The organism is Amycolatopsis thermoflava N1165, from assembly GCF_000473265.1.
GTDB lineage: Bacteria > Actinomycetota > Actinomycetes > Mycobacteriales > Pseudonocardiaceae > Amycolatopsis_E > Amycolatopsis_E thermoflava.
The window spans coordinates 8,267,973-8,293,048 of record NZ_KI421511.1; the positions used below are offsets into that span (position 1 = coordinate 8,267,973).

Below are 25,076 nucleotides of genomic sequence, written 5' to 3' on the forward strand. Positions count from 1 at the left end.
AAGCGACCCCCTCAGTCACCACCGCCGCCACCCCCGCAGCCCCCGCCGCCACACGAACTGCTGCCACACGAACTGCTGCCACACGAGCTGCTGCCGCACGAACTGCTCCCGCAGGCGCTGCCCGACGACCCGCAGCCGTACCCCGACGACGAGCCGGACCAGCCGCCGCGACGACGGGGCTTCTGCGGCGCCGGCGCCGACAGCAGCGCCTGCGCGATCGCCGGGTCCGGGTAGCGGCCGAGGCCGCCGACGGCCACTGCGTGCGCGGCCCCGCCGGTGGTCACGCTCGCCGTGCGCAGCGCGCTGTCGCCGGTCTTCGTCCGCGCCGGGCCGCGTCGTCGCCGGTCGGTGAGCGCCCAGAGGAGCCCGGCCGGCACCACCGCCAGCACGAACGTGCCGCTCGGGAAGGCCACGAACGCGAGGACCACGACCGCGAAGAGCAGGAGGGTGGCCAGCCGCCGGACGTTGCGCACCGCGCCGGGCGCGACCAGCAGCCCATCCCCGGCGAGCCGGTCGCGCAGCTCCACGAACTCGGCGCGGCCGCGCATCGCGGCACGCAGGTCGTGCACGGTCCAGGTGCCGCGGCCGTCGCGCACACCGGTCCAGACCGCCGCGCTCAGCCGGTCGGCCGGGGCGTGGCCGCCGGTCGTGGCCAGCCGCCCGGCGCCGCTCACCCGGATCCGCTGCCGCTCCACCAGGTCGGCGAGCGCGGTGTCGACCGCCCGCACCGGGCCGCCTGCCAGGAAACCCAGCTCGATCAGCCCCGGCGGGTGGTGCGGCCCGCCGCCGCGCCGCGTGAGCAGCCGCGAGCCGAACGCGCGCACCACCACGGGCAGCACCACCAGCGCGGCGAAGAGCGGGAGGAACGTCGAAGTGGGCAGCCCCCAGAACGCGGGCCCCTCACCGACCGCCAGGATCACCGGACCAGCCACCCCGCCACCTCCGAATCCACCCCGGCACTTGGCCGTTCGACGGACGCGGCCCGGTGGCGGTTCCCAGGACCGTGGCGCCATGCAGCAGGCGGCTCCCGGCGACGGTGCGCCTCGGCGACGGGACGAGCTCGGCCGCCTCGAGGACGAGCACACCGGCCAGCATCACTGGGATCGCGGCTACCGCGTAACCGCCCAGGAAGGTGCTGACCACGACCCCGACCAGCAGGACCCGGCACGCGATGCGGATGCCGGACACGTCACTGGGCGGCACCACCAGCCCGCGGGCCGCGAGCCCGCGCACGACCTCCCCGATCTGCGGGCTGTCCGCCAGGTGCAGGCGCAGGGTCCGCGCGGTGGCCAGACCGCGCCAGAACGACACCGCCAGCACCACGGCGACGGCGAGCGGCTCCCCTGGGGGCCGTGTCGTCGTGGTGGTCAGCCGGCCACCGCTGTCCACGCGGATCCACCGGCGCCGGACGAGGTCCGCGAGCACCAGGTCGACGGCCCGGTCCGGTCCGCCTGCCAGCACCGCCAGCTCGACCGCCGTGACCCGCTCGGCGCCGGGCCGGACCCGGCGGTACCGCAGCAGGGCCGGGCCGAGCAGCCGCACCACCGGCGGCACCAGGACCAGCGCCGCGTAGAGCGCGGCGAACTCCTGGGCGGACAACCCCCAGTACGCCCCCATACGCCCGCAGGGTAGCGGGCGGGTGTGGGTCGCGGCGCGGCTTTACTCGGCGGGCACCAGGCGCAGGGAGATCGAGTTGATGCAGTACCGCTGGTCGGTCGGCGTGGGGTAGCCCTCGCCCTCGAAGAGGTGGCCGAGGTGGCTGTGGCAGGTCGCGCACAGCACCTCGGTGCGCACCATGCCCAGCGACCGGTCCTCGCGCAGCAGCACGGCGTCCGAGGAGGACGGGTCGAAGAACGACGGCCAGCCGCAGTGGCTCTCGAACTTGGTGTCGCTGCGGAACAGCTCGGCGCCACACGCGCGGCATTCGTAGATGCCGGTGGTCTTGGTGTCGGTGTACTCGCCGGTGAACGGCCGCTCGGTGCCCGCCTGGCGCAGCACGGCGTACTCCTCGGGGGAGAGCTGCTCGCGCCACTCCTGGTCCGACTTGACCACCTTCGGGGTGGCTCCCACGACAGGTTCCATGCGAGGTTTCATATGGTTCAGGCTACTCGGCGAGCCACTGCACGGCCCGTACCACGATGTCCCACGAGGCGACGATCACGCCGAGGACCAGCAGCACCACGACGGTGGCCGCGATCCACCACCGCAGCCCGCCGACCCGCGTGCTGGACTCCGCGAACTCCGCCACGTTGTGCAGCGTGCCCTCGACCGTGAAACCCGGCTCGCACCGCTGCATCCGGTCCAGGTGCCGCGCGAACGCCTGGGCCTCCGGATCGTCGGGGTCGAGCCCGACCAGGTCGTCGTCGAAGCGCGGGTTGCGGCCGCTTTCGGTCATACCGACCAGGGTAGGTCAGCCGAGTTTGGTGTTCGCGTCGATCCGCAGCCCGCCCGCCGTGTTGACGACGCGCCAGGACACGCGGCCGACCCCGTCGATGGAAACGGACATGTCGGCGGAACCGTCGGCGTTGGCGCCCTTGTCCGCGCGGATCGAGTTGTAGCCCTCGATCTCGTGCTCGTCCCAGTACTGCTGGAACGCCTGCTGGCTGCCGAACACGGCCTGCGCGGCCGGCGTGAGCAGACCCCACGCCTGGGGCGATCCCGAGCCGTCGAGGTAGGCCTTGACCACCTGGCCCGCCGAGCCGAAGTCCACCGATCCGGTGTTGGCCGTCTGGCCGAGGTCGGCCGGGGCGGCGCTGCTGGGCGTGCTGGGCGGCGCGGAGGTGGGGGCCGTGGTGCCGCCCGCGTTGGCCTGCGAGGCGCCGCCGTTCGTCTTGTCGCCGCCGTTGAGCAGGACGATCAGCACGACCACGACCACGGCGACCACAGCTACCGCCGAGCCGGCCAGCACGCCCTTGCGCTTCAGCGGGGACTGTTTCGCCTGCTGGGGCGGTTTCGGCGGCGGGATGAACGCGGCGGTGGGGTTGCGCGGGCTGCGCTGCGGCGGGGCGGGCGGCGCGGCGGTGGCGGCGCCGGTGCGCTGCCACGGCGGGCGCTCGCCGGGCGGAGGGGGCGGCGGCGCGTCCACTGCCGCGGCCGCGGGCTGGCGGCCGCCACCGTTGAACAGCGGCGGTGACACCAGCGTGCCCTTGGTGTCCTTCTCGCCGTTGGCCAGCGCGGCCAGCCGGTCGCGGGCCTCCAGCATGGTCGGCCGCTCCTCCGGCTCGACCCGCAGCAGGCTCATCAGCAGCGCGGTCGCCTTTCCGGACTGGCGCGGCGGGATGACCTGCCCGTTCGCCGCCGTGTAGAGCAGGGCCAGCTGGTTGGAGCTGTTGCCGTACGGCGGCTGGCCCTCCAGCGCGTGGTAGAGCGTCGCGCCGAGGGAGAAGACGTCGGAGGCAGGCGCCGGGTCGGAGCCGCGCGCCAGCTCGGGCGCGAGGTAGGCCGGGGTGCCGCCGATCAGGCCGGTCTGGGTGAGCGTGAGGTCGCCCGCCGCGCGCGAGATGCCGAAGTCGGTGATCTTCGCGGTGCCGTTGTCGTCGATCAGGATGTTCGCCGGCTTGATGTCCCGGTGCACGATGCCGGCCCGGTGCGCGACGACCAGCGCGGAGGCGACCTGGTGGCCGATGCGCGCGACCTCGGCCAGCGGCAGGGTGCCCTGCTCGGCGATCACCGCGGAGAGGCTGCGCGAGGGCAGGTACTCCATGACGAGGCAGGGATCACCGCCGTGCTCGGCGATGTCGAACACCACGATGGCGTTCGGGTGCTGGAAGCGCGCCGCGTTCTTCGCCTCGCGCATGGCACGCTGCCGCATGCTGTTGCGTTCGGCTTCGGACATGCCCGGCTGAGCGAGGATCTGCTTGACCGCCACGGAACGCTCGAGGCGCTCGTCGACCGCGCGCCACACGACCCCCATGGCGCCGCTGCCGATGTGCTCAACGAGGCGATAGTGCCCTGCGATCAGCTGACCGGTGTCGATGGGACTACTCCTCGGAAACTCTCCGCAAGTGCTGGGTTGGCTCAGCGCGAACGATCTCCTCGCGCACCGGGTCGAGTGTAGCGGGCTGCCCGGTGCGCCCGACGTAAGCAGTCCCGCGGGCGATTCGGGCCAGGCCAAGGGCCCCGGCGAGTGCGAAGGCACCGTAGCAGGCGAGCAGCGCGGGCGGCGTGCCGCCGGTGAGCGCGTCGCCCAGCACCACGACCGCGACCGTGCCGGGCAGGCTGCCGAGGACGGTCCCGGCCAGGTACGGGCGGAACCGCACGGACAGGATCCCGCAGCAGTATCCCAGTGGTGCGAAGGGAACCAGCGGGATCAGCCGCAGCGACGCCACCGCGAGCACACCGCCGTCGGCGAGCCGCTCGTCGACCGCGCGCACCACTTTCCGTTCCAGGTGGCGGGACACGAGGTCGCGGCCGACCAGGCGGGCCAGCCCGAAGCCGAGCGCGCCGGACACCGCGGTCGCCGTGATCGCCACCACGATGCCGAGCACGTCACCGAGCAGGAGCCCGGCCGCGAGGTTGAACACGGTGCGGGGTATGGGCGCGACGGTGAGTACCGAGTAGGCGGCCAGGAACACCAGCGCCGTCACCGGACCCGCGCCCGCGGCCCAGTTGCGTAGTTCCGCGGGGCTCGGCACGGGGAGTGTGAACGCCGCCACGACCGCCCCGGCGAGCAGGACGAGCGCGATGACCATCTTCAGGCGGCGGGGCACGACGTCCACGGTAAGGCACGCGCGGAACCGGCCCGGCGGGGCTACGGTGATCCGGTGGCAGGACGTGGCGAGGCGGTCGAGTACCAGGTCGGCGACCGCGTGGTGCGGGTGTCCAATCCGGACAAGGTGTACTTCCCGGAGCGCGGGATCACCAAGCGGCAGGTCGTGGAGTACTACCTCGCGGTCGCGGAGCCGTTGCTGCGGGCGGTCGGGGAACGGCCGACGACGCTGAAACGGTTCCCCGACGGGGTTTCCGGCGAGCCGTTCTACGCCAAACGGGTCCCCAGGGGAGCGCCCGAATGGGTGCAGACCGCGCGGATCACGTTCCCGTCCGGGCGCACCGCGGATGAGGTCTGCCCCACCGAGCCGGCGGTGTTCGCGTGGGCGGCCAACCTCGGCACGCTCGACTTCCACCCGTGGCCCGTCCGGCGGTCCGACGTGGACCACCCGGACGAACTTCGGATCGACGTGGACCCGTCGGACAGCTCCGGGTTCGGCGACGCGGTGCGGGTCGCGCTGGTGGTGCGCGAGGTGCTGGCGGACGCCGGGCTGACCGGGTACCCGAAGACGTCCGGCGGGCGCGGGGTGCACGTGCTGGTCCGGATCCGGCCGGAGTGGGACTTCGTCGACGTGCGGCACGCGGTGATCGCGCTGGGCCGCGAGGTGGAGCGGCGCGTGCCCGACCTCGCCACGATCGCGTGGTGGAAGGAGGAGCGCGGCGGCCGCGTGTTCCTCGACTACAACCAGGCGGCGCGGGACCGGACCGTGGCCTCGTCCTGGTCGGTGCGCGGCACCCCGCGGGCGACGGTGTCGAGGCCGCTGACCTGGGAGCAGCTGCCCGAGGCCGACCCGGACGACTTCGACGTGCTCACCGTGCCGGACTGGCTGGCCGGGCACGGCGACCCGCACGCCGCGATCGACGACGAGGCGTTCGGCCTGGAGACCGCGCTGGAGTGGTACGCCCGCGACGAGCGGGACCACGGGCTCGGCGAGATGCCGTACCCGCCGGACTACCCGAAAATGCCAGGTGAACCGAAGCGCGTGCAGCCCAGCAGGGCGCGGCCGGAGGGCTGACGGGCCGCGCGGGATGGCGGTGCAGGATGACCGAGAACCCGGCCACCGGCCGGCTGCTCCACCGCTCCGCCGTCGTGTGCGCGCAACTGCTGGTCGTCGCCGCCGCGCTGTGGGTGCTCGCCAGGGTGCTGGCCACGCTCGCCGTCGTGGTGATCCCCGTCGCCCTCGCGCTGCTGCTCGCCGCGCTGCTCGCGCCGGCCGTGACCTGGCTGGCGCGGCACCACGTGCCGAGGGCGCTGGCGACGGCGGTCGTCCTGGTCGGCGGGGTGGCCGCGGTCGGCGCCGTGCTGTGGTTCGTGGTCAAGACGGTGGTGGACAGCCTGCCCGACCTGCGCACCCAGCTCGGCGGGAGCTACCAGGAGCTGCGCGGCTGGCTCGGCTCGGTGGGGGTGCGCCCGGAGCAGCTGGACCAGGTGGCGACCCAGGCGCGGGAGTGGGTGGCGGCGAACCAGCAGTCGTTGGCGACCGGCGCGTGGAACGCGTTCGCCACGCTCGGATCGGTGCTCACCGGACTGGCACTGGCGATCTTCGTCCTGGTCTTCGTGCTCTACGACGGCGAGCGGATCTGGCGGTTCCTCTCCCTGCCGTTCCGCGGTTCCGCCCGCCGCCGGGTGGACGCCGCGGGCAAGCGAGCCTTCCACGACCTCACGGCGTTCATGTTCGCGCTGATCATCGTGTCGGCGGTGGACGCCGTCGGGATCGGCATCGGGCTGTGGGTCACCGGGGTGCCGCTGGTGGTGCCCCTGGCGACGCTGGTGTTCCTCGGCGGGTTCGTGCCGATGATCGGCGCGTTCGTCACCGGCCTGCTCGCCGCGCTAGTCGCACTGGTCGCCGAGGGGCCGTTCACCGCGCTGCTGGTCGTCCTGATCGTGATCGCCGTGCAGCAGCTGGAGGGCAACGTGCTGGAGCCGATGATCACCAGCAGGGCGGTGCGGCTGCACCCGGTCGCGGTCATCCTGGCGATCGCCGTCGGCGTGCAGCAGGCCGGGGTGATCGGGGCGCTGCTGGCGGTGCCCGTGCTCAGCACGATCCGGGCGATCACCGCGACGCTGCTGGAGACGGAACAGGCGCCGGGGCCGGCGTGTTGACCAAGGCGTGAAGTTGTCCGTGCTCGACCGGTCCCGCACCCGCGAAGGCGGCACCCACGCCGAGGCGCTGCGGGAGACCGTGGCGTTCGCGCGGCAGGCCGAGGCGCTGGGCTACCACCGGTTCTGGGTGTCGGAGCACCACAGCGTGCCGGGCGTGGCCGGATCCGCGCCCACGGTGCTGGCCGCCGCGGTCGCGGACGCCACGTCGACCATCCGCGTCGGCACCGGCGGCGTGATGCTGCCCAACCACCAGCCGCTCGTCGTGGCCGAGCAGTTCGGCGTGCTGGAGGCGCTGCACCCGGGCCGGGTCGACATGGGGCTGGGCCGGTCGGTCGGGTTCACCGGCGGCGTGCGGCGCGCGCTCGGCCACGGCAAGGGCGACGCCGACCGGTTCGGTGAGCAGGTGCGGCTGCTGCTCGGCTACCTCGACGGCACGCAGGGCGAGTTCCCCGGCGTGCACGCGTTCCCGGCGGAGGGGCAGCCGGCCCCGGCGTTCCTGCTGGCCACCGGGGCGGGCGCGGACCTGGCCGCCGAGCTGGGGCTGCCGCTGGTGATCGGCGCCGTGCGCGGTGAGGGGCGCATGATCGAGGCGATCGGGCGCTACCGGGAGTCGTTCGTCCCGTCGGTTCGCTGCCCGGCGCCGTACGTGATCGTCTCGGCGACGATCGCGGTGGCCGAGACGCGGGAGGCCGCGGAGCGGTTGCTGGTGCCGGAGGCGTGGTCGTCGGCGTGGTCGCGCACGCACGGCGTGTTCCCGCCGCTGCGCCCGGCGGCGGAGATCCTGGCCGGCCCGATGACCGACCGGGAACGCCGCTACTTCGACGAGGCCCGGTCGGGGCAGATCGCAGGCACCCCTGCCGAAGCGGCCGCGGCACTGGAGGGGCTGGTGGAGCGCACGGGCGCGGACGAGGTCCTGGTGACCACGAGCACGTACGACCGTGCGGAGATGCTGGAGTCCTACCGGCTGCTGGCGGAGGTGCTCTCCGCGGGCAGCGCCGCCGGGTCCTTCGGCGTCCGGTAGTACAGCGCGACCGCCAGGAACACCGCGAACGTCAGCCAGATGTAGGCGTTCTGGAACAGCCACTCCAGCCCCGCCGGTTTGAACGCCAGCACCGTGTCCGCCTCGAAGCCGATCAGCGGCAGCACCCCGCCGGAGGTGACGAGCGCGGCGCCGACCAGGCCGATCCACCCCAGCACCGACCCGCGGAACGCGAGGTTGCCCAGGCAGATCAGCAGCATCGCCAGCCACACCCAGTGGTGCACCCAGCTGTACGGCGACACGGCCGTCGTCGCCAGGCCGCACAGCGTCGCCGCCACCAGTTCCTCGCCGCGCGCGACCAGCCGCCGCGCCAGCAGCAGGCACACCACGGCGGTCGCGGCCGCGGCGAGCAGCCACACGATCTGCATCCCGCCGGTCACCCCGGTCGCCCGCGCGAAGAAGCCGCGCAGCGACTCGTTCGACGGGTTCTCCGGCACGCCGACCCGCGTCGGGTCCATGAACGCGCCGGACCAGAACGTCACCGAGTCGTGCCACAGGAACGCGAACCCGACGGCCACGGTGACCACGAACGTGCCCATCGCGACGATCGCCGCCCGGTACCGCCGCGTCACCAGCAGGTACAGCACGAAGAACGCGGGCGTCAGCTTGATCCCGGCGGCGATGCCGATCAGCACGCCCTTGACCTTCGACGAGTCGGGCAGCGCCAAGTCGAGCAGCACCAGCGTCATCAGCAGGATGTTGACCTGCCCGAACGCCATCGTCTCGCGCACCGGCTCGCACCACATGAGCAGCGCCGCCACCGGCAGGCTGAACAACACGAGCCGCACGTCGCGCCGGAACCGCAGCAGCGACAGCGCCGCCCACACCCCGACGGCCAGCATCGCGTAGTCACCGAGCGCGCCCACCCACGTGAAGAGTTCACCCTTCAGTGGCGCCAGCGGCACGAACAGCAGCGCGGCGAACGGGGTGTAGACGAACTCCCACTGCCCGCGGATGTTGCCGAGCAGCGGCGTGTCGTAGACCGACACGCCGTCCAGCACGCGTTCGCCCGCGATCCGGTACACGCCCAGGTCGAGCAGGTGCAGCAGCGCTGGGAGCTGGGCCAGGACCTCTCTGACGTACCAGAAACCGGCGCCCGCGCCCAGCACGAGGACCGGCCAGACGGCGATCCAGGGAATCGGTCGTCGCGCGCTGTCCCGGGGCGCCGGCGCCACAGCCGGTGTCTCGACCGCGGAAGACGGCACAGTCACTCCCAGTACTCAGTGGTCCGGCGGATGGAGGACAAGCCTAAACGGGGGCCGCGCAGGGTCCCCTATGCGGGGCAGAGCGTGCCGTCGGCGGGGACCTTCCCGTCGACCAGGAACGCCCGCACCGCCTCGGCCGCGCACGGCGAGCCGAGCGCCCCGTGCCCGGCGCCCTGCCACGCGACGCGCACCGCGCTCGGGATCTGCTGCGCGGCCCGCACCGTGCCGGTTTCCGGCGTGACCGGGTCGGTCAGGGTGCTGGTGACCAGTACCGGCGGCAGCCCGGACGTGCCCAGCGTCGGCAGCGACTCGGTGCGCGCCGGCCACGGCAGGCACCACGCGAGCCGCTGCGTCACCAGCCCGCCGAAGACGGGGTAGCGGCCGCGCAGCTGCGTGGTCAGCCCGGCGATCTGGTCGGCGGGCATCCGCACGACGGTGTCGTTGCACTCGGTGGCCAGCGTGGCGTCGAGGCGGGACGGCGCGACGTCCGAGCCGTTGAGCATCGGCGAGACGAACGCGGCGAGCCCGCGGACGTCGCCACCGCGGCCGGCGTCCAGCGCGCCGGCCAGCTCGGTCCAGCGGGTGCGGTCGGCGAGCCCGGTGACCACGGCCCGCAGTGCCGTGCCCGCGCCGAACACCGCGCCGCCGGGCAGGACCTGCGGCGCCGCGCGCAGCCGCTCCACCACGGCGTTCACCGTCGCGGCCGCGTCCTGGCCGACGGCGCGGCCGTAGGCGTCGAGGGTGGCCTGCTGCGCGGCGGCCAGGTCGCCGAGCACCGTGACCGTGTCGCTGGACGGGTCGGGGATGCCGTCCATCACGAACCGGCCGACGCGGTCCGGGAACCGGGCGGCGTAGGAGATGAGCACCTGCGAGCCCTCGCCGTGGGCGAGCGCGTGCAGCTTCGGCACGCCCAGCTCACCGCGGATTTCTTCGAGGTCGCCTGCGGTGCGCCAGCTGTCGAAGGACTGCTGTGCGCCGCCGAGGTCGATCGCGCACTGCTGCCCGGCCTTGCGGGCGGCGTCCAGCAGCGGTTCCAGGTCGTCGTCGGCCGGGTCCTGGTTGAGCAGCTGGCCGCGGGTGTCCTCGGGCACGCACGACAGCGGGTCGGACTCGCCGGTGCCGCGCCGGTCCACCCCGATCAGCGAAAACCGCTGCAGCAGCGCGGGCGGCAGTGTCGAGGCGAGCCGCGCGGCGTAGAGGGTGCCGGGCTCGCCCGCGACGTCGTTGACCACGACCAGCGGGATCGCGCCGTTGCCCGCCTTGAGCACGGACACGCGCGTCTGGACGCGGCCCGGCAGCGCCGGGTTGTCCAGTGTGGACATCACGGTGCCGCAGCTGAACCGCAGGTAGCCCGGCGCCTCGGCGCCGAGGCGGTTGCGGGTCTGCGCGTCGCAGTCGGTCCAGTCGAGCGCGGGCGAACGCGGCTCGGTCAGCGGCGGCAGCGGCACCTCCGTGGCGGAGCTGGCCGGCGCGGAGGACACCGGCTCGTCGTTCTCCACGACCGGCGGCCGTTTCGACGGTCCCGCCGTGCAGCCGGCGAGGAGGGCCGGCAGCAGCACAGCGAGCACGAGACCACGGCGCGGCACGACGTTCCTCTTTCCCTTGGTGCGTGTTCGCCCCCGAGGTTCGCACGACGCCCGTTTACCCGTGGTGAGCGGGGTCGGTGCGCTCAGGCGCCGTGGGCGGTGAACCCGCCCGCGCTGAACCCGCCGGAGCCCGCGGTCCCGGTTCCCCCCGGCGTGTGGTGGCGGGGCGCGGACGGCCGCGGGGACATCGGCGAGGCGAGCGGGGCGGGTTCGGCCGACAGTCGGTCCAGCACGTGGCGGGCGGCGGCCACCACGTACGGCACGCCGGGCTCGTCCGCCGCGCTCAGCAGCATCTCGCGCAGTTCGCGCCGGTCGTAGCGGGCCACGAGCTCGGGCCGGGCGTCCAGGAGGGCCAGGATGGCCACCCACGGCAGATCCCGGCCGTCCCGGGCGTTGCGGTCGCCCTCGGCCGCCATGACCTCCCGCATGACGTCCCAGATCTTCTCGCGCCACAGCGGGCTGCGGTGCCACAACCGCTCCAGCGTGGTGCGCGCCCGGTGGGCCGCCTCGTCGTTCCGGGCCTGGCACATCACCCGCACGAGCGCCTCGGGCGATCGGCGGCGGCACAGGTGGGCCGTCGCGAGGACGGCCAGCCGTCCCCGGCTCCGCAGCGCCTGCCGTTCCACCCGGCCTGCCATCAGCGGGTCCGCTTGACCTCGCCGTGGAAGACGGCGTCCAGGTCGTAGCGGGCGACCTCCTCCAGCTGGGCGTACGTGCACGACTCCGGCTCGCGGTCCGGGCGCCACCGGATGAACTGCGCGGTGTGCCGGAACCGCGACGGCTGGCCGCCTTCGGTGTGCTCGTAGGCGACCTCGACGACCCGCTCCGGCCGCACCGGCACCCATGGCTGCTCGGTGGATCGCCACCGCGTGATGCCGCCGGGCAGGCGCTGCCCCTCGGTGGTGCCCTCCAGCCACGGGTGCCCGCCGCCGTCGGTGATCAGGCCGGCGAACTCGGCCGCCAGCTCCTTGCGCCGCTTCACCGGGAACGACCCCACCACACCGGGGTGGTGCAGCACGCCGTTGTCGTCGTACAGCCCGAGCAGCAGCGAGCCGACCGCCTCGCCGGGGGTGGAGTCCTTGTGCCACCGCAGCCCGGCCACCACGCAGTCGGCGGTGCGCGAGTGCTTGTACTTGATCATGATCCGCTTGCCCGGTTCGTACCCGGCGTCCAGCGGCTTGCCGATGACCCCGTCCAGGCCGGCGCCCTCGAACAGCTCGAACCAGTGCCGCGCGGTCGCCGGGTCGGTGGTCGCCGGCGTGATGTTCAGGTCCTGCCCGGCGAGCTTCGCCAGACGCTCCCGCCGCGCGCCGGTCGGCTCGCCGAGGAACGCCTCGTCGCCCAGCGCGAGCAGGTCGAACGCGACGAACGTGGCCGGCGTCTGCTCGGCGAGCAGCCGGATGCGGGATTCGGCCGGGTGGATCCGCTCGGTCAGCGCGTCGAAGTCCAGGTGTCCTTCGCGGCCGACGACCAGCTCGCCGTCCAGCACCACCCGCTCCGGCAGCCGCGGCGGCAGCTGCGCCAGCACTTCCGGGAAGTACCGGTTCAGCGGCTTCCCGGCGCGCGACTGCAGGGTCAGCTCGTCGCCGTCGCGGAAGACGAGGCAGCGGAAGCCGTCCCACTTCGGTTCGAAGAGCAGCTCGTCGGAGTCCGGGATCGACTTCGCCGGCTTCGCCAGCATCGGCTGGACCGGCGGGGTGAGCGGCAGCATGTTCCCAGTCTGGACAGCCACGCGGAGCGTGTCCATTGAGGGTGGTGGTGGGCGAGGGGCCGGCCTTAGAGGCGACGGCGGTACCGCAGCATCGTGAAACCGTCTTCGACCAGGATCGATGCCAGATCCATGTCCCGCGCCTCGCTGGCCATGCGGCCGATCGCGATGCGGTCCGCGCCGCCACCGGCAAGCAGCGGCGCGACGGTCAGGCACAGCTGGTCGACCAGGTCCTCGGCGACCAGTTCGCCGAACAGGTGCGGGCCGCCCTCGCAGTTGACCCGGAGCAGCCCCCGGTCGGCCAGCCCGTCCAGCGCCAGCCGCAGGTCGATGGTCTCCGCGCCCGCGATGAGGAGGTCCGCGCCCGCGTCGGCGAGCGCCTTCCGCCGGTCCGCTGGGGCGTGCTCGGTGGTGATGACGATCGGCGGCACCGTCGTGTCGGTGAACAGCGGCGCCGCAGGGTCGAGGCGCGCGCTGCCGGTGACCACGGCGATCGGCGGGACCTCGGCGAGCCCGAGCCGGGCCCGGCGCTCGCGACGCTCGGGGGTGGTGCGGGCGCCGCGGTAGTTCTCCGCGCGCACGGTGCCGGCGCCGGCCAGCACGACGTCGGCGAGCAGGCGGCCGTGGAAGAAGATCCGCTTGTCCGCGGGCCCGGACAGGCCCTCGGACCGGCCTTCCAGCGTCGAGGCGCCGTCGGCGGAGGAGGTGAAGTTGGCCTGCACGAACGGCCGGTCCAGGTCCTCCGGGTAGCCGTAGATCCGGTCCAGGTCGTCGTCGGTCACGTCGTCGAGGGGTTCGGGCCACAGGCTGCGCACGATCTCCATCACATCACGCGGCCGCCGCCAGGGCCGCGCGGCCGGGTCCCGATACCCTCGCAAGATGCCCGCGCACCTCACCGACCGGCAGCCCGAGCTGGGAGCGGACGAGCTGATCGCCGCCCTCGTGCCGCCGCCGCGCTTCGACGCCGTGCGGTTCGACACCTACGTGCCGAACCCCGACGAGCCCAGCCAGGCGCAGGCGGTGGAGTCGTGCTCGGCGTTCGCGGCGCGCATCGAGAAGGCGGCGCCGAAGAAGTCCAGGCTGCGGTCGCTGTTCGGCGGCGGCTCCGCGCCCGCGCCGGGCAAGCAGGGCCTCTACCTGGACGGCGGGTTCGGCGTCGGCAAGACCCACCTGCTCGCCTCCACCTGGCACGACGCGCCCTCGCCCAAGGCCTACGGCACGTTCGTCGAGCTGACCCACCTGGTCGGCGCGCTCGGCTTCGCTGAGGCGGTGCGGCGGCTGTCCGAGCACCGGCTGCTCGCCATCGACGAGTTCGAGCTGGACGACCCGGGCGACACGATGCTGGTCACCCGCCTGCTGCGGGAGCTCACCGACGCCGGCGTGTACGTCGCGGCGACGTCGAACACGCTGCCGGACAAGCTCGGCGAGGGCCGGTTCGCGGCCGAGGACTTCCTGCGCGAGATCCAGTCGCTGTCGTCGCGGTTCTCCGTGGTGCGGGTGGACGGGCCGGACTACCGGCACCGTGGCCTGCCGGACGCGCCGCCGCCGGTGGACGAGGAAACGCTGCGCGCGTCGGCGGAGGGCCGCGAAGGCGCGACGCTCGACGACTTCGACGCGTTGTGCGCGCACCTGGCGAAGCTGCACCCGTCCCGCTACGGCCGTCTCGTCGACGGCGTGTCGGTCGTGCACATCCGGGGCGTGCGGCCGGCCCCGGACCAGAACGTGGCGCTGCGGCTGGTCGCGTTCGCCGACCGGCTCTACGACCGGGCCATCCCGGTGGTCGTCTCCGGCGGATCGCTCGGCGAGCTGTTCACCGAGGAGATGCTGCAGGGGGGCTACCGGAAGAAGTACCTGCGGGCGGTGAGCCGGCTGACCGCGCTGGCGCGAGACGCCGCGTCGGTGAGCTGAGCGCCAGCACCACGGCGACGGCGAAGCACGCGCCGCCCGCCACGTCGGTGGGGTAGTGGTAGCCCAGCCCGACGAGCCCGATGCCCGCGATCACGAGGATCACGGCACTCACGCCGGCGGTGACCGCTCGGGCGATCCCGGGCCGGGCGAGCAGCACCAGCACCGTGAGCGTGGCGACCATGCTGACCGTGTGCCCGCTCGGGTAGGCGAGGTAGTCGTACTTCATCCGGTCGAACAGCGGCTTGAGCACCCACGTGTTGAGCGCGACCGGCGCCGCGACGCCCAGCACCGCGAGCGCGACGCCGTCCCAGCGGCGGCCGAGCGCGCAGGCGAGCACCACGATCGCGAGCAGCGGCAGCAGCACGACCGGTTCGGTGGGCAGCACGAACAGGCGCAGCAGCGCGGGCTGCCCGCTGAACGCGCCGTCGATCCACGCGGTGACCGTCGCGTCGAGGCCGCTCGCGGCGGTGTCGCCGGCGAACGGGACGCCGATCGCCAGTGCGGCCGCCGCGCACACGGCGACGACGGCCCACCTCACGCGTCAGTCCGTGATGGCCGGGAAGCGGCCGTTCTTGACCGCGGTGACCAGCTCGGCGTGGTCGGACTCGGTCTGGTCGGCGTAGCGCACCGCGTAGCGGCCGATGGCCTCGTCGAGCTGGTCGTCACCGTCGAAGTATCCCGCCAGCAGCCGCGGGTGGACCGAGCGGATGTGTGCGCGGGCGAGCAGCGCGCCGGCCAGGCGGCCGTAGTCGTCGAGGTCCTTGCCGCCCAGCTCGGTCGGCTCGATCGCGCCCTTCATGTTCCGGAACTGCCGCACGATGAACGGCCTGCCCTCGATGGTGGTCCAGCCGAGCAGGATGTCCGTCTCGGCCTGCACCAGGCGGGCGCCGTGCACGATGCGCTGGCCCTCGTGCTCGGTGCGGTGCTCCGGCAGGTACGGGGTGAGCGCGGACGGCCGGGCCTCCTTGACCTGCAGCACCAAATCCTCGTCGGTGTTGCCGTGCAGCAAGACGACGTAGCTGCGCAACCCGACGCTGCCGGTGCCGACGACGCGGAAGGCGACGTCGGCGATGCGGTAGCGGGCGATCAGGTTGCGCCGCGACTCGCGCAGGGTGTGCACATAGGACACCAGCCCGTCGGCCACGGCGTCCGCGGTCGCCTCGTCGACGTGCCGCAGCACCGGCGGGTCCTCGACGAACCGGTGGTGGCTCAGGCCCGTGGTGTGGTCGTCGATGCGCTCGGTCCACTTGGCCACGACGCGGGCGCTGGTGTTGCGGCGCGCTTTCTCGGCGGCCTCGCTGAACTCGTCGGCGAGGTCGTGCGCCTTCACCTTGGACAGCGCGTCCGCGTCGGCGAGCGCGTTCCACGAGCGCAGGAACGACGCCTCGCCGAGCTGGCGCACCACGCGCCGGTAGGACTTCACCGCGTCCTCGGCCGCGTCCCGGCAGTCCTCTTCGGACACCCCACCCTCGCGCCCGGCGAGCACCAGGCTCGCGGCGAGGCGCTTGAGGTCCCACTCCCACGGCCCGCGGATGGTCTCGTCGAAGTCGTTGATGTCCATGACGATCTGCCCGTCCGGCGTGCCGTACAGGCCGAAGTTCGCGGCGTGCGCGTCACCGCAGATCTGGGCGGACAGTCCACTGTGCGGGGTGCCGGCCAGGTCCGCGGCCATCAGCCCGGCCGCGCCGCGGAAGAACGCGAACGGGGCGGCGATCATGCGCCCGATCCGCAGCGGGACCAGGTCGCCGAGCCGTCCGGCGTTGCTGTGCTCGACGAACTCGGCGACCGACGGCCGGTGCTCCCCGGCGGCCGCGTGATCGTGCGCCGTCGGTGGCGTGCGTGCCCCCAGCTCCCGGCCCCGCGCGTGCAGCTCCTCCGGATCGCTCAGCTCACCCGGCACCAGTGCCCGTTCCATCCCCTGCTCCCTCCGTTGCCTGCACAACGTACGGGAGGGGTGGACGGTTTCCCCGCACCACGCGAGTCCCACGCTCGCGGCGGCGGAGGTCAGCCGGCCAGGACCTCCTCCAGGATGTCCAGCCCGCGGTCCAGATCGGCCTCCGAGATGACCAGCGGTGGCGCCAGCCGCAGCGTCGCGCCGTGGGTTTCCTTCGCCAGCAGCCCCTTCGCCGCCAGGGCTTCGCACGCCTCGCGGCCGGACAGCCCGCCCGGCGTGATGTCGATGCCCGCCCACAGGCCGCGGCCGCGGACCTCGGCCAGTCCGTGCCCGACCAGTTCCCCGAGCCGCGCGTGCATGCGCGCGCCCAGCCGCACCGACCGCTCCTGGAACTCGCCCGTGGACAGCAGCTTGATCACCGCCCGGCCGACCGCGCACGCCAGCGGGTTGCCGCCGAAGGTCGAGCCGTGCTCGCCCGGCTTCAGCACCCCCAGCACGTCCCGGCGCCCGACCACCGCGGACAAGGGCAGGATCCCGCCGCCCAGCGCCTTGCCCAGCGTGTAGAGGTCGGCGCGCACCCCGCTCGGCTCCAGCGCGAGCAGCGTGCCGGTGCGGGCCAGCCCGGACTGGATCTCGTCGGCGATCAGCAGCGTCCCGGCCTCGTCGCACAGCCGGCGCGCCTCGGCGAGGTACCCCTCCGGCGGCACCAGCACCCCGGCCTCGCCCTGGATCGGCTCCAGCAGGACCGCCGCGGTGCGCTCGGTGATCGCGTCGCGCAGGGCAGCCGCGTCCCCGTACTTCACCACCGTGAACCCCGGGGTGTAGGGCCCGAACCCGGCGCGCGCGGACTCGTCGGTGGAGAACGAGATGATCGTCGTGGTGCGGCCGTGGAAGTTCGACCCGGCGACCACGATCTCGGCCTGCCCATCCGGCACGCCCTTGACCTCGTAGGCCCACTTGCGGGCGACCTTGAGCGCGGATTCGACCGCCTCCGCGCCGGAGTTCATCGGCAGCACCATCTCGGTGCCGGTCAGCTCGGCCAGCTCGCGGCAGAACGCGCCCAGCTGGTCGTGGTGGAACGCGCGCGAGGTCAGCGTGACCTTCCCGAGCTGCTCCTGCGCCGCGGCGACCAGGGCGGGGTGCCGGTGCCCGAAGTTCAGCGCCGAGTAGGCGGACAGGAAGTCGAGGTACCGGCGGCCCTCGACGTCGGTGACCCAGGCGCCGTCGGCTTCGGCGATCACCACGGGCAGCGGGTGGTAGTTGTGCGTGCTCCAGCGCTCGTCGAGCGCGATGAACTCGGCCGCGGAGGTCGTCATGCCTTCAGGCTAAGGGCAGTTCAGGCCCGGAATCATCCGTAGATCGTTGCTGCGGCACGCTGATCGTTGCGCAGTTCTCGGCGATTCCGGCGGTTCGTTGCACGGCTCAGGGCGCCAGTACCTCGTTCCACTCCCGGACGTACCAGTTCTTCACCACGCCGTTGCGCACGAACGGGTCGCCCGCCACGAACTCCTCCGCGGCCTCGCGCGTGCGGAACACGCTGAGCGACCCGTTCACCTGCGGGTTCTCCAGAGTGCCGACGAGCAGCAGGTCGCCGCGGGCGTGGAACTCGCGGATCCGCGCCGAGTGGGCGTCCATGTGCGGGGCGCCGCGCTCCAGGACGTTGTCCGCCGGCTCGTAGAACACCAGGTACTTCATGCCGCACGCTCCGCCGCCTCGGTGAGCCGGCCCAGGATCCGCGCCCAGCCCTCGGTGAACGCGCCGCCGGCGTAACCGCCGCCGAGCGCGCAGGACGCCCGCACCTGCTCGTCGCTGAGCGCCTCCCAGCCGCGGTGCTCCACCGCCACCCGGGTCAGCGCGGGGCCCAGCGCCCGGAAGGTCAGCTCGACCTCGGTGGGCGCCGGGGTGACCAGCCAGGTCATGGTGAACCGCTCCGGCGGATCCCACGCGAGCACCTCGCCCCAGTCGTGCTCGGTGCCGTCGTCCCACGTCTCGTAGACGCGGCCGCCCGTGCGGCGCTCGAAGGTCACGTCCCGCACCCGGTCCCCGCCGCGGGAGAACGGCTCGACCGGCCACCAGACGCCGATCGTGCGGACGAACGTGTCGAAGGTGTGCGCGGCGTCGCTGCGCACGAGGGTCGCCTGCCGCACCGGCGGCCGGCTCAGGATGTCGGTCATGCCGATCCTCTCGCCGTGTCGTCTTCGCCGATCCCCCGCTCAGCTTCGACCAGCCGCCGGGCCGTGTCGAGGGACGAGGCCCACATGTCGTCGAGGAACTGCCGTAGCCCGGCGAGGCCGTCCGGGCGGGCGCGGTAGAGCCGTCGGGTGCCGTCGCGCCGCTCGTCGAGCAGTCCCGCGTTCTTCAGGACGGTGAGGTGCTGGCTGACCGCCGTGCGGCTCACGTCGAAGGACTCCGCGATCTCGCCTGCGGCCAGCTCGTCGTTGGCGACCAGCCGGAGGATCGCGCGCCGCCTTGGCTCCGCGAGCGCCCGCAGCGCCTCGTCCGTCCGCTCGTCGTCCGTCATGCCCGCTCCTACGCCCAGAGTCCGACCTGGTTGCCGTCCGGGTCGGCGAAGATGGCGAACCGCCCGAAGTCGCCGGGGAGGTCGGTGGGCGGCACCAGCCGCTTCCCGCCCAGCCGCTCCGCCCGGTCCAGGTACGTGTCGAGGTCGTCGACCCGCATGTAGATCTTGATGCCGGTGTCGCCGGGGCCCGTCGAAGGCCCGATCCCGCCGCCGATGCCTCCGCCCGTGTCGACGAGCGCGTAGCCGCCCATCGCCGGGTCGGCGTCGACCTGCCAGTCGAACAGCTCCGCGTAGAACTTCCGGGCCCGTTCGGCGTTCGCGCTGATCACTTCGAAGAACGCGACCTGCTGTCCCATGACCGATCCTTTCTGTCAGTGTTCGCTAACGTTAGCGAACACTGACAGAAGGAGTCAACCACCGCTCGCCAAGACCGGGCGTCGTTTGACAGAGTGCGAGGCGTGACCGACGAGCTCTCCTTCCTCCGCCAGCAGGCCCGCACCCAGCGCTTCACCCTCGGCACCCCGCGCGAGTTCCGCGTCGCGCCCGACGGGTCGCGCCTGCTGTTCCTACGTTCGGAGTCCGGCACCGACCGGCGCAACAGCCTCTGGGAACTCGACCTCACCCGGGGCGCCGAGACCAAGGTCGTGGACGCCGCCGAGCTGCTGCCCGGTGAGGAGGAGCTGCCGCCGGAGGAGCGGGCCCGCCGCGAGCGCATGCGGGAGAGCGCGGGCGGCGTGGTGGGCTACGCCGTCGACGACGAGTTCCGCCTGGCCGCCTTCTCCTTGTCCGGCAAGCTCTACACAGTCGACCTGGGCAGCCGCGAGGTGACCGAACTGGTCGACACCTCGGTCGTGGACCCGCGGCCGAACCCCACCGGCACCCACATCGCCTACGTCCGCGACCGCAAGCTGCGCGTCATCGACCTCGCCACGCGCGAGGACACGGTGCTGGCCGGCGAGGACGGCGACGACATCGCCTGGGGGCTGGCCGAGTTCATCGCCGCCGAGGAGCTGGGCCGCGCCCGCGGCTACTGGTGGTCGCCCGACGGGCAGACCCTGCTGGTCGAACGCACCGACCGGGCGGACGTGCCCCGCTGGACCATCTCCGACCCGGCCCACCCCGAGGGCGGCGCGAACACCGTCGCGTACCCGGCGGCGGGCACCACGAACGTCGACGTCTCGCTGGCGTTCTTCGGTCTCGACGGCACCCGCGTGGACGTCGAGCGCGGCGACTGGGAGTACCTCGTCGCCGTGCACTGGTCGGCAGGCGGCCCGCCGCTGCTCGCCGTGCAGCCCCGCGACCAGCGCGAACTCGCGTTCTACGCGGTCGACCCCGCCGACGGCTCCACCAAGCTCCTGCACACCGAGACAGATCCGCACTGGGTCGAGATCGTCCCCGGCGTGCCCGCCTGGACCACCGACGGGCGGCTCGTGCACGTCAGCGCCGCGGACGGCAGCTACCGGCTGGTGGTCGACGGCGAGCCGGTCACCGGGCCGGGCCTGCAGGTCCGCTCGGTGCTGCACGTCGGGGCCGAGGTCCTGTTCAGCGCGAGCGAGGACGACCCGACGCAGATCCACGTCTACCGCACCGGCCCGGACGGCGTGGCCCGGCTGTCCGACGCCGACGGCGTGCACGTGGGCGCGGGCACCGCGGAGATCACCGTGCTGTCGTCGTGGAGCCTGCGCCGCAGCGGCCCCGAAGTGAGCGTGCTGCGCAACGGCCGCCCGCTCGCCGAGGTCCGGTCCTACCCGGTCGACCCGGGACTCGAGCCCGAGCCGGAATGGCTCACCGTCGGCGAGCGCGGCCTGCGCGCCGCGCTGCTGCTGCCCACCGGCTACCGGCCCGGGGACGGCAAGCTGCCCGTCCTGCTCGACCCCTACGGCGGCCCGCACGCGCAGCGCGTCCTGCAGAGCCGCAACGCCTTCCTCACCTCGCAGTGGCTGGCCGACCAGGGCTTCGCGGTCCTGGTCGCGGACGGCCGCGGCACCCCCGGCCGGGGGCCGGCGTGGGAGAAGGAGATCGTGCGCGAGCTGGCCGAGGTGACGCTCACCGACCAGGTGGACGCCCTGCACGCGGTCGCCGCCGACCATCCGGAGCTCGACCTGTCCCGGGTCGCGATCCGCGGCTGGTCCTACGGCGGGTACCTGTCCGCGCTGGCCGTGCTGCGCCGCCCGGACGTCTTCCACGCGGCGGTCGCGGGCGCGCCGGTCACCGACTGGTCCCTCTACGACACCCACTACACCGAGCGCTACCTCGGCGTGCCGGACGAGGAGCCGGACTCCTACGAGCGCAACTCGTTGATCGCCAGTGCGCCGGAGCTGCGGCGCGCGTTGCTGATCGTGCACGGCCTCGCCGACGACAACGTGTTCGTCGCGCACGCGCTGCGGCTGTCCTCGGCGCTGCTGGCCGCCGGCCGCCCGCACGTGTTCCTGCCGCTGGTCGGCGCGACCCACATGACGCCGCAGGCCGAAGAGGTCGCGGAGAACCTGATGAGGGTCCAGGTGGACTGGATCAAACGAGAGCTGGAGGCTGCTGCGCGATGAAGCGCTGGGGAATCACGATTCCGCTGACCGGGGTGCCGCTGACCGCGCACCGTGAGCTGATCGAGCGCCTGCCCGCGCTCGGCTACACCGACGCGTGGTCGGCCGAAACTGCCGGGACGGACGCGTTCTCGCCGCTGCTGCTGGCTTCGCAGTGGGCGCCGGAGCTGCGGCTGGGCACCGCGATTGTGCCGGTGTACACCCGCGGTCCCGGGCTGCTCGCGATGTCCGCGGCGACCCTGGCCGAGGCCGCGCCCGGCCGGTTCGTGCTCGGCATCGGCGCGTCCTCGCCGGTGATCGTGCAGAACTGGAACGCCGCCGAGTTCGCCAAACCGTTCGCCCGCACCAGGGACACACTGCGGTTCCTGCGCGCCGCGCTGGCGGGGGAGAAGGTCACCGCGGAGTACGAGACCTTCTCGGTCAGCAAGTTCCGGCTCGAGCGCGCGCCGGAGCCGGCGCCGCCGATCATGCTCGCCGCGCTGCGGCCCGGCATGCTGAAGCTGGCCGCCAAGGAGGCCGACGGCGCGATCACGAACTGGCTCTCGCCTGCCGACGTCCGCCAGGTGCGCGCCGAGATCGGGCCGGACACCGAGCTGGCGGCGCGGATCTTCGTCTGCCCGACCACCGACCGCGAGGCCGCGCGCGGCCTCGGCCGGATGCTGATCAGCAGCTACCTCACCGTGCCGGTGTACGCGGCGTTCCACGACTGGCTCGGCCGCGGCGAGGCGCTCGCGCCGATGCACGAGGCGTGGCGCGCGGGCGACCGGAAACGGGCGAACGAGGTGATTCCGGACGAGGTGGTCGACGACCTGGTCGTGCACGGCAGTCCCGAGGAGTGCCGGGAGAAGGTGCAGTCCTATGTGGACAACGGGCTGACCACGCCGGTGATCGCGCTGCTGCCCACCGGCGAGGACCCGGTGCGGCAGGTGGAGGCGCTCGCGCCCCGGTGACCCGGCACACGCCGCCGTGACCCCTTTGGCGGCATGACTAACGCTCCCCGGGCGGGCACTTTGGGAGGAACGTGCCCGCCGGGGGTGTGCCTGCGGCGCACGGTGTCCGTATCGTGGCTTAGCGTAGGCATACCTAAGGAGCGGTGAGTGGGCGAATCGACATCGGAGTGCGCCGGGCTGGCCGGTGGCCGCGCGGGACACCGGCGACTGGCCGAGCTGATCCCGCTGGTCCTCGACGCGATGGGCGCGGGGGCCGTGGAACGCGGCGGGCCGGGCCCGGCGGGCGGGCCTGCCGCCGTCGCGGCCGGGGTGGCGGCACTGACCGGCGCGGAACCCCTGGCCGGGGCCACCGGTGTCGGAGCCGAGCAAGCGCTTTCCGAAATGTCCCGGCTGCTGGCCGCGGGCTCGGTCGACCCCGCCGACCCGGCGTGCGCGGCGCACCTGCACTGCCCGCCGCTCGCCGTCGCCGTGGCCGCCGACGTCGTGGCGAGCGCGCTCAACCCGTCGATGGACTCGTGGGACCAGGCGCCGGTGGCGAGCGAGATCGAACGCGAGCTGGTCACCCTGATCGCCCGGCTCTGCTACCCGGACGCCCCCGCGCCGGACGCCGTCGTCACCACCGGCGGCACCGAGTCGAACCTGCTCGGGCTGCTGCTCGCGCGCGAGCCGGAGCCGGCCGTCCGCCCGGTGTGCGGGCGCAACGCCCACCACAGCGTGGCCCGTGCCGCGTGGCTGCTCGGCCTGCCCGCGCCGGTCCTGGTGGACTGCGACGGCGAACGCATGCGGCCCGCCGCGCTGGCGGAGACCCTGCGCGAACTCGGCTCGCCCGCGGTCGTGGTCGCCACCGCGGGCACCACCGACACCGGCGAAATCGACCCGCTGCGCGAGCTCGCGGCGGTCTGCCGTCGGCACAACGCGCGCCTGCACGTCGACGCCTCCTACGGCGGTCTCGCCCTGTGCAGCGCGAAGCTGAAGCCCCTGCTCGACGGACTCGACGAAGCGGACTCCGTCGCGCTGGACGCCCACAAGTTCGGCTGGCAGCCCATTTCCGCGGGCCTGCTCGCGGTGCGCGACGCCGCGGACCTCTCGGCGTTGTCCGTGCGCGCCGAGTACCTCAACGCGGACGACGACACCGAGGCCGGGCTGCCGGACCTGCTCGGCCGCTCCATCCGCACGTCCCGCCGCCCCGACGCGTTCCGGATGGCCGTCACCCTGCGGGCGCTCGGCATCGACGGCATGGGCGCGCTCGTCGAGCACTGCTGCGCCACCGCGGCCGAAGTCGCGGCCATGATCGAGCGGCACCCGGGCCTGCGGTTGTGGGGCGCGCCGACGTTGTCCACCGTGCTGTTCAAACCGGTGGACGCCGACGACGAAACGGTCGCGCGGGTGCGCCGCACGTTGCTGGAGGCAGGCACCGCGATCGTCGGCAGGGCAACGATGTCCGACGGCGTGTGGCTCAAGCTGACCCTGCTGCACCCGCACGCGAGCGCCGAGGACTACCGGCCGCTGCTGGAGTCGGTGGTCGCGGCCGCCGCGGCGCAGTCCGCCGAGGTGGTCCTGCGGTGACTCCGGTCGATCTGGCCGGGGTCGGAATCGGCCCGTTCAACCTGTCGCTGGCCGCGCTCGCCGAGCCGGTCGACGACCTGACCGTCGCGGTGTACGACCGCTGCCCGGAGTTCCGCTGGCACCCCGGCCTGTTGCTCGACGGCGTGACCCTGCAGGTGCCGTTCCTGGCCGACCTGGTGTCGCTGGCCGACCCGACCAGCGCGCTGTCCTTCCTGAACTACCTCCGCGCGAAGGACCGGCTGTTCCCGTTCTACTTCGCCGAACGCTTCCACATCCCGCGCGCGGAGTACGACGACTACTGCCGCTGGGTGTCGCAGCGGCTGGACAGCTGCCGGTTCGGCACGGACATCACCGGGATCGAGTGGCGCGACGGGTTGTTCCGGCTGCGCTCGGCCGCCGGGGAGATCAGCGCGCGCAACGTCGTGCTCGGCATCGGCACCGAACCCCGCGTCCCGGAGCCGTTGCGCGCTCTCGCGGACGATCCGGACGCGCCGGTGATCCACTCCGCGGAGTACCTGTCCGAGCGGGAACGGCTGCTGGCGCTGCCCGCGGTGACCGTCGTCGGCTCGGGCCAGTCCGGCGCGGAGGTGTTCCTGGACCTGCTGCGGCACCGCAAGCAACCGGACGGGCTGCGGTGGGTGACGCGGACGGTGTCGTTCGCGCCGATGGAGTACTCCAAGCTCGGGCTGGAGCAGTTCACGCCCGACTACACGCGCTTCTTCCACCGCCTGCCGGAGGCCGAGCGCGACCGGCTGCTGCCCGCGCAATGGCAGCTGTACAAGGGAATCGACGCCGACACCATCGCCGACATCCACGACGAGCTCTACCGCCGCTCGGTGGGCGGCGGCTGGCCCGGCGTCACGCTGACGCCCGGCGTGGAGGTGGTGTCCGCGCGGCGCGACGGCGAGCGGATCGCGCTGGGCCTGCGGCACCGGCAGGAAGGCAGCACCGCGACCTGGGTGACCGACGCGGTCGTCGCCGCCACCGGCTACCGGGAGCGGCCGCTGGACGGGCTGCTCGGGCCGCTGGCGGACGCGGTCGCCCGCGACGGCAGCGGCCGCGCGGTCGTCGAGCGCGACTACCGGCTGCGGCTCGCGCCGGAGATCGGCGGCGCGATCTTCGTGCAGAACGCCGAACGGCACACGCACGGGGTCGGCGCGCCGGACCTCGGGCTGGCGGCGTGGCGGGCCGCCTCGATCGTCAACGCGGTCTGCGGCCGCACCGTCTACCGGTTGCCGTCGCGCACGGCATTCACGCGGTTCGGGTTGGAGGAGTGAGCGTGGAAACT

General features: G+C 73.5%; 26 protein-coding genes. 8 read left to right on the top strand and 18 right to left on the bottom strand.

The window, feature by feature from the left end:
• Window positions 1-11: 11 nt before the first annotated feature.
• The 6 genes from AMYTH_RS0141150 to AMYTH_RS46560 form a co-directional block, all read right to left on the bottom strand.
• Window positions 12-932, bottom strand: a complete 921-nt coding sequence (locus tag AMYTH_RS0141150) for a TIGR04222 domain-containing membrane protein (RefSeq protein ID WP_228685179.1) — start codon at window positions 930-932, stop codon at window positions 12-14.
• Window positions 901-1,617 carry a TIGR04222 domain-containing membrane protein gene (locus AMYTH_RS0141155; protein ID WP_027935131.1) on the bottom strand — a complete coding sequence of 239 codons (717 nt, stop codon included), beginning with the start codon at window positions 1,615-1,617 and terminating at the stop codon, window positions 901-903. Before AMYTH_RS0141155 ends, AMYTH_RS0141150 begins: the two co-directional genes overlap by 32 nt.
• Window positions 1,618-1,659: 42 nt before the next feature.
• Window positions 1,660-2,082, bottom strand: a complete 423-nt coding sequence (gene msrB, locus AMYTH_RS0141160; protein ID WP_020422371.1) for a peptide-methionine (R)-S-oxide reductase MsrB — start codon at window positions 2,080-2,082, stop codon at window positions 1,660-1,662.
• 22 nt (window positions 2,083-2,104) lie between these two features.
• Window positions 2,105-2,395, bottom strand: a complete 291-nt coding sequence (locus tag AMYTH_RS0141165) for a hypothetical protein (protein WP_020422370.1) — start codon at window positions 2,393-2,395, stop codon at window positions 2,105-2,107.
• A 15-nt stretch (window positions 2,396-2,410) separates the two neighbouring features.
• Window positions 2,411-3,913: a serine/threonine-protein kinase gene (locus tag AMYTH_RS0141170; RefSeq protein WP_027935132.1), complete on the bottom strand. Its 1,503-nt coding sequence runs from the start codon at window positions 3,911-3,913 to the stop codon at window positions 2,411-2,413.
• Between the two features lie 67 nt (window positions 3,914-3,980).
• Entirely contained in the window at window positions 3,981-4,718 is a 738-nt protein-coding gene (locus AMYTH_RS46560) for a TVP38/TMEM64 family protein (protein ID WP_027935133.1), read from the bottom strand.
• 45 nt (window positions 4,719-4,763) lie between these two features.
• Here AMYTH_RS46560 and ligD point away from each other — a divergent pair, with 45 nt between their 5' ends.
• Genes ligD through AMYTH_RS0141190 form a run of 3 tightly spaced genes read left to right on the top strand, consistent with a single transcriptional unit; the run spans window position 4,764 to window position 7,892 of the window.
• Window positions 4,764-5,783 (top strand): non-homologous end-joining DNA ligase, encoded by a 1,020-nt coding sequence (ligD, locus tag AMYTH_RS0141180; RefSeq protein WP_027935134.1) that lies wholly within the window; start codon window positions 4,764-4,766, stop codon window positions 5,781-5,783.
• 26 nt (window positions 5,784-5,809) lie between these two features.
• Window positions 5,810-6,871, top strand: coding sequence for an AI-2E family transporter (locus AMYTH_RS0141185; RefSeq protein ID WP_027935135.1), 1,062 nt, complete (start codon window positions 5,810-5,812; stop codon window positions 6,869-6,871).
• Window positions 6,872-6,878: 7 nt separating this feature from the next.
• Window positions 6,879-7,892 carry an LLM class flavin-dependent oxidoreductase gene (locus tag AMYTH_RS0141190; protein WP_027935136.1) on the top strand — a complete coding sequence of 338 codons (1,014 nt, stop codon included), beginning with the start codon at window positions 6,879-6,881 and terminating at the stop codon, window positions 7,890-7,892.
• Here AMYTH_RS0141190 and AMYTH_RS0141195 read toward each other — a convergent pair.
• The 5 genes from AMYTH_RS0141195 to AMYTH_RS0141215 all read right to left on the bottom strand — a co-directional run bounded on the left by AMYTH_RS0141195 (window position 7,829) and on the right by AMYTH_RS0141215 (window position 13,233).
• Window positions 7,829-9,115 carry a glycosyltransferase 87 family protein gene (locus AMYTH_RS0141195; protein ID WP_228685183.1) on the bottom strand — a complete coding sequence of 429 codons (1,287 nt, stop codon included), beginning with the start codon at window positions 9,113-9,115 and terminating at the stop codon, window positions 7,829-7,831. The two genes, AMYTH_RS0141190 and AMYTH_RS0141195, sit on opposite strands and share 64 nt — an antisense overlap.
• 68 nt (window positions 9,116-9,183) lie before the next feature.
• A complete protein-coding gene (locus AMYTH_RS0141200; protein ID WP_027935138.1) occupies window positions 9,184-10,701 on the bottom strand; it encodes an alpha/beta hydrolase in 1,518 nt (505 codons plus the stop codon).
• 83 nt (window positions 10,702-10,784) lie between these two features.
• Window positions 10,785-11,339, bottom strand: coding sequence for a hypothetical protein (locus tag AMYTH_RS0141205; protein WP_027935139.1), 555 nt, complete (start codon window positions 11,337-11,339; stop codon window positions 10,785-10,787).
• Window positions 11,339-12,412: an ATP-dependent DNA ligase gene (locus tag AMYTH_RS0141210; protein ID WP_037323065.1), complete on the bottom strand. Its 1,074-nt coding sequence runs from the start codon at window positions 12,410-12,412 to the stop codon at window positions 11,339-11,341. Before AMYTH_RS0141210 ends, AMYTH_RS0141205 begins: the two co-directional genes overlap by 1 nt.
• 65 nt (window positions 12,413-12,477) lie before the next feature.
• Window positions 12,478-13,233 (bottom strand): pyrimidine reductase family protein, encoded by a 756-nt coding sequence (locus tag AMYTH_RS0141215; RefSeq protein ID WP_209440817.1) that lies wholly within the window; start codon window positions 13,231-13,233, stop codon window positions 12,478-12,480.
• A gap of 55 nt (window positions 13,234-13,288) precedes the next feature.
• On the opposite strand from AMYTH_RS0141215, the gene zapE reads away from it, so the two are divergent.
• Window positions 13,289-14,317: a cell division protein ZapE gene (gene zapE, locus AMYTH_RS0141220; RefSeq protein ID WP_027935142.1), complete on the top strand. Its 1,029-nt coding sequence runs from the start codon at window positions 13,289-13,291 to the stop codon at window positions 14,315-14,317.
• Here the strand turns inward: zapE and AMYTH_RS0141225 are convergent.
• From AMYTH_RS0141225 to AMYTH_RS0141255, 7 genes are all read right to left on the bottom strand, one after another.
• The gene (locus tag AMYTH_RS0141225; protein WP_027935143.1) at window positions 14,220-14,855 is read right to left on the bottom strand and encodes a phosphatase PAP2 family protein; all 636 of its coding nucleotides are present in this window, start codon (window positions 14,853-14,855) and stop codon (window positions 14,220-14,222) included. The two genes, zapE and AMYTH_RS0141225, sit on opposite strands and share 98 nt — an antisense overlap.
• 3 nt (window positions 14,856-14,858) lie before the next feature.
• A complete protein-coding gene (locus AMYTH_RS0141230; RefSeq protein WP_027935144.1) occupies window positions 14,859-16,232 on the bottom strand; it encodes a DUF2252 domain-containing protein in 1,374 nt (457 codons plus the stop codon).
• 89 nt (window positions 16,233-16,321) lie between these two features.
• Window positions 16,322-17,527 carry an ornithine--oxo-acid transaminase gene (gene rocD, locus AMYTH_RS0141235; RefSeq protein WP_027935145.1) on the bottom strand — a complete coding sequence of 402 codons (1,206 nt, stop codon included), beginning with the start codon at window positions 17,525-17,527 and terminating at the stop codon, window positions 16,322-16,324.
• A gap of 106 nt (window positions 17,528-17,633) precedes the next feature.
• Window positions 17,634-17,906, bottom strand: a complete 273-nt coding sequence (locus AMYTH_RS0141240) for a YciI family protein (protein WP_020419982.1) — start codon at window positions 17,904-17,906, stop codon at window positions 17,634-17,636.
• Window positions 17,903-18,385 carry an SRPBCC domain-containing protein gene (locus tag AMYTH_RS0141245; RefSeq protein WP_027935146.1) on the bottom strand — a complete coding sequence of 161 codons (483 nt, stop codon included), beginning with the start codon at window positions 18,383-18,385 and terminating at the stop codon, window positions 17,903-17,905. The genes AMYTH_RS0141240 and AMYTH_RS0141245 overlap by 4 nt, the downstream gene beginning before the upstream one ends.
• On the bottom strand, window positions 18,382-18,732 hold the full coding sequence (locus tag AMYTH_RS0141250) for an ArsR/SmtB family transcription factor (RefSeq protein WP_027935147.1): 351 nt from the start codon (window positions 18,730-18,732) through the stop codon (window positions 18,382-18,384). The genes AMYTH_RS0141245 and AMYTH_RS0141250 overlap by 4 nt, the downstream gene beginning before the upstream one ends.
• A gap of 8 nt (window positions 18,733-18,740) precedes the next feature.
• A complete protein-coding gene (locus tag AMYTH_RS0141255) occupies window positions 18,741-19,088 on the bottom strand; it encodes a VOC family protein (protein ID WP_027935148.1) in 348 nt (115 codons plus the stop codon).
• Between the two features lie 102 nt (window positions 19,089-19,190).
• Here AMYTH_RS0141255 and AMYTH_RS0141260 point away from each other — a divergent pair, with 102 nt between their 5' ends.
• The 4 genes from AMYTH_RS0141260 to AMYTH_RS0141275 all read left to right on the top strand — a co-directional run bounded on the left by AMYTH_RS0141260 (window position 19,191) and on the right by AMYTH_RS0141275 (window position 25,065).
• Window positions 19,191-21,275 carry a S9 family peptidase gene (locus AMYTH_RS0141260; RefSeq protein ID WP_027935149.1) on the top strand — a complete coding sequence of 695 codons (2,085 nt, stop codon included), beginning with the start codon at window positions 19,191-19,193 and terminating at the stop codon, window positions 21,273-21,275.
• A complete protein-coding gene (locus tag AMYTH_RS0141265; protein WP_027935150.1) occupies window positions 21,272-22,222 on the top strand; it encodes an LLM class F420-dependent oxidoreductase in 951 nt (316 codons plus the stop codon). The genes AMYTH_RS0141260 and AMYTH_RS0141265 overlap by 4 nt, the downstream gene beginning before the upstream one ends.
• 147 nt (window positions 22,223-22,369) lie before the next feature.
• Entirely contained in the window at window positions 22,370-23,788 is a 1,419-nt protein-coding gene (locus AMYTH_RS0141270; protein ID WP_027935151.1) for a pyridoxal phosphate-dependent decarboxylase family protein, read from the top strand.
• Entirely contained in the window at window positions 23,785-25,065 is a 1,281-nt protein-coding gene (locus AMYTH_RS0141275; protein WP_027935152.1) for a lysine N(6)-hydroxylase/L-ornithine N(5)-oxygenase family protein, read from the top strand. The genes AMYTH_RS0141270 and AMYTH_RS0141275 overlap by 4 nt, the downstream gene beginning before the upstream one ends.
• Window positions 25,066-25,076: the final 11 nt, after the last annotated feature.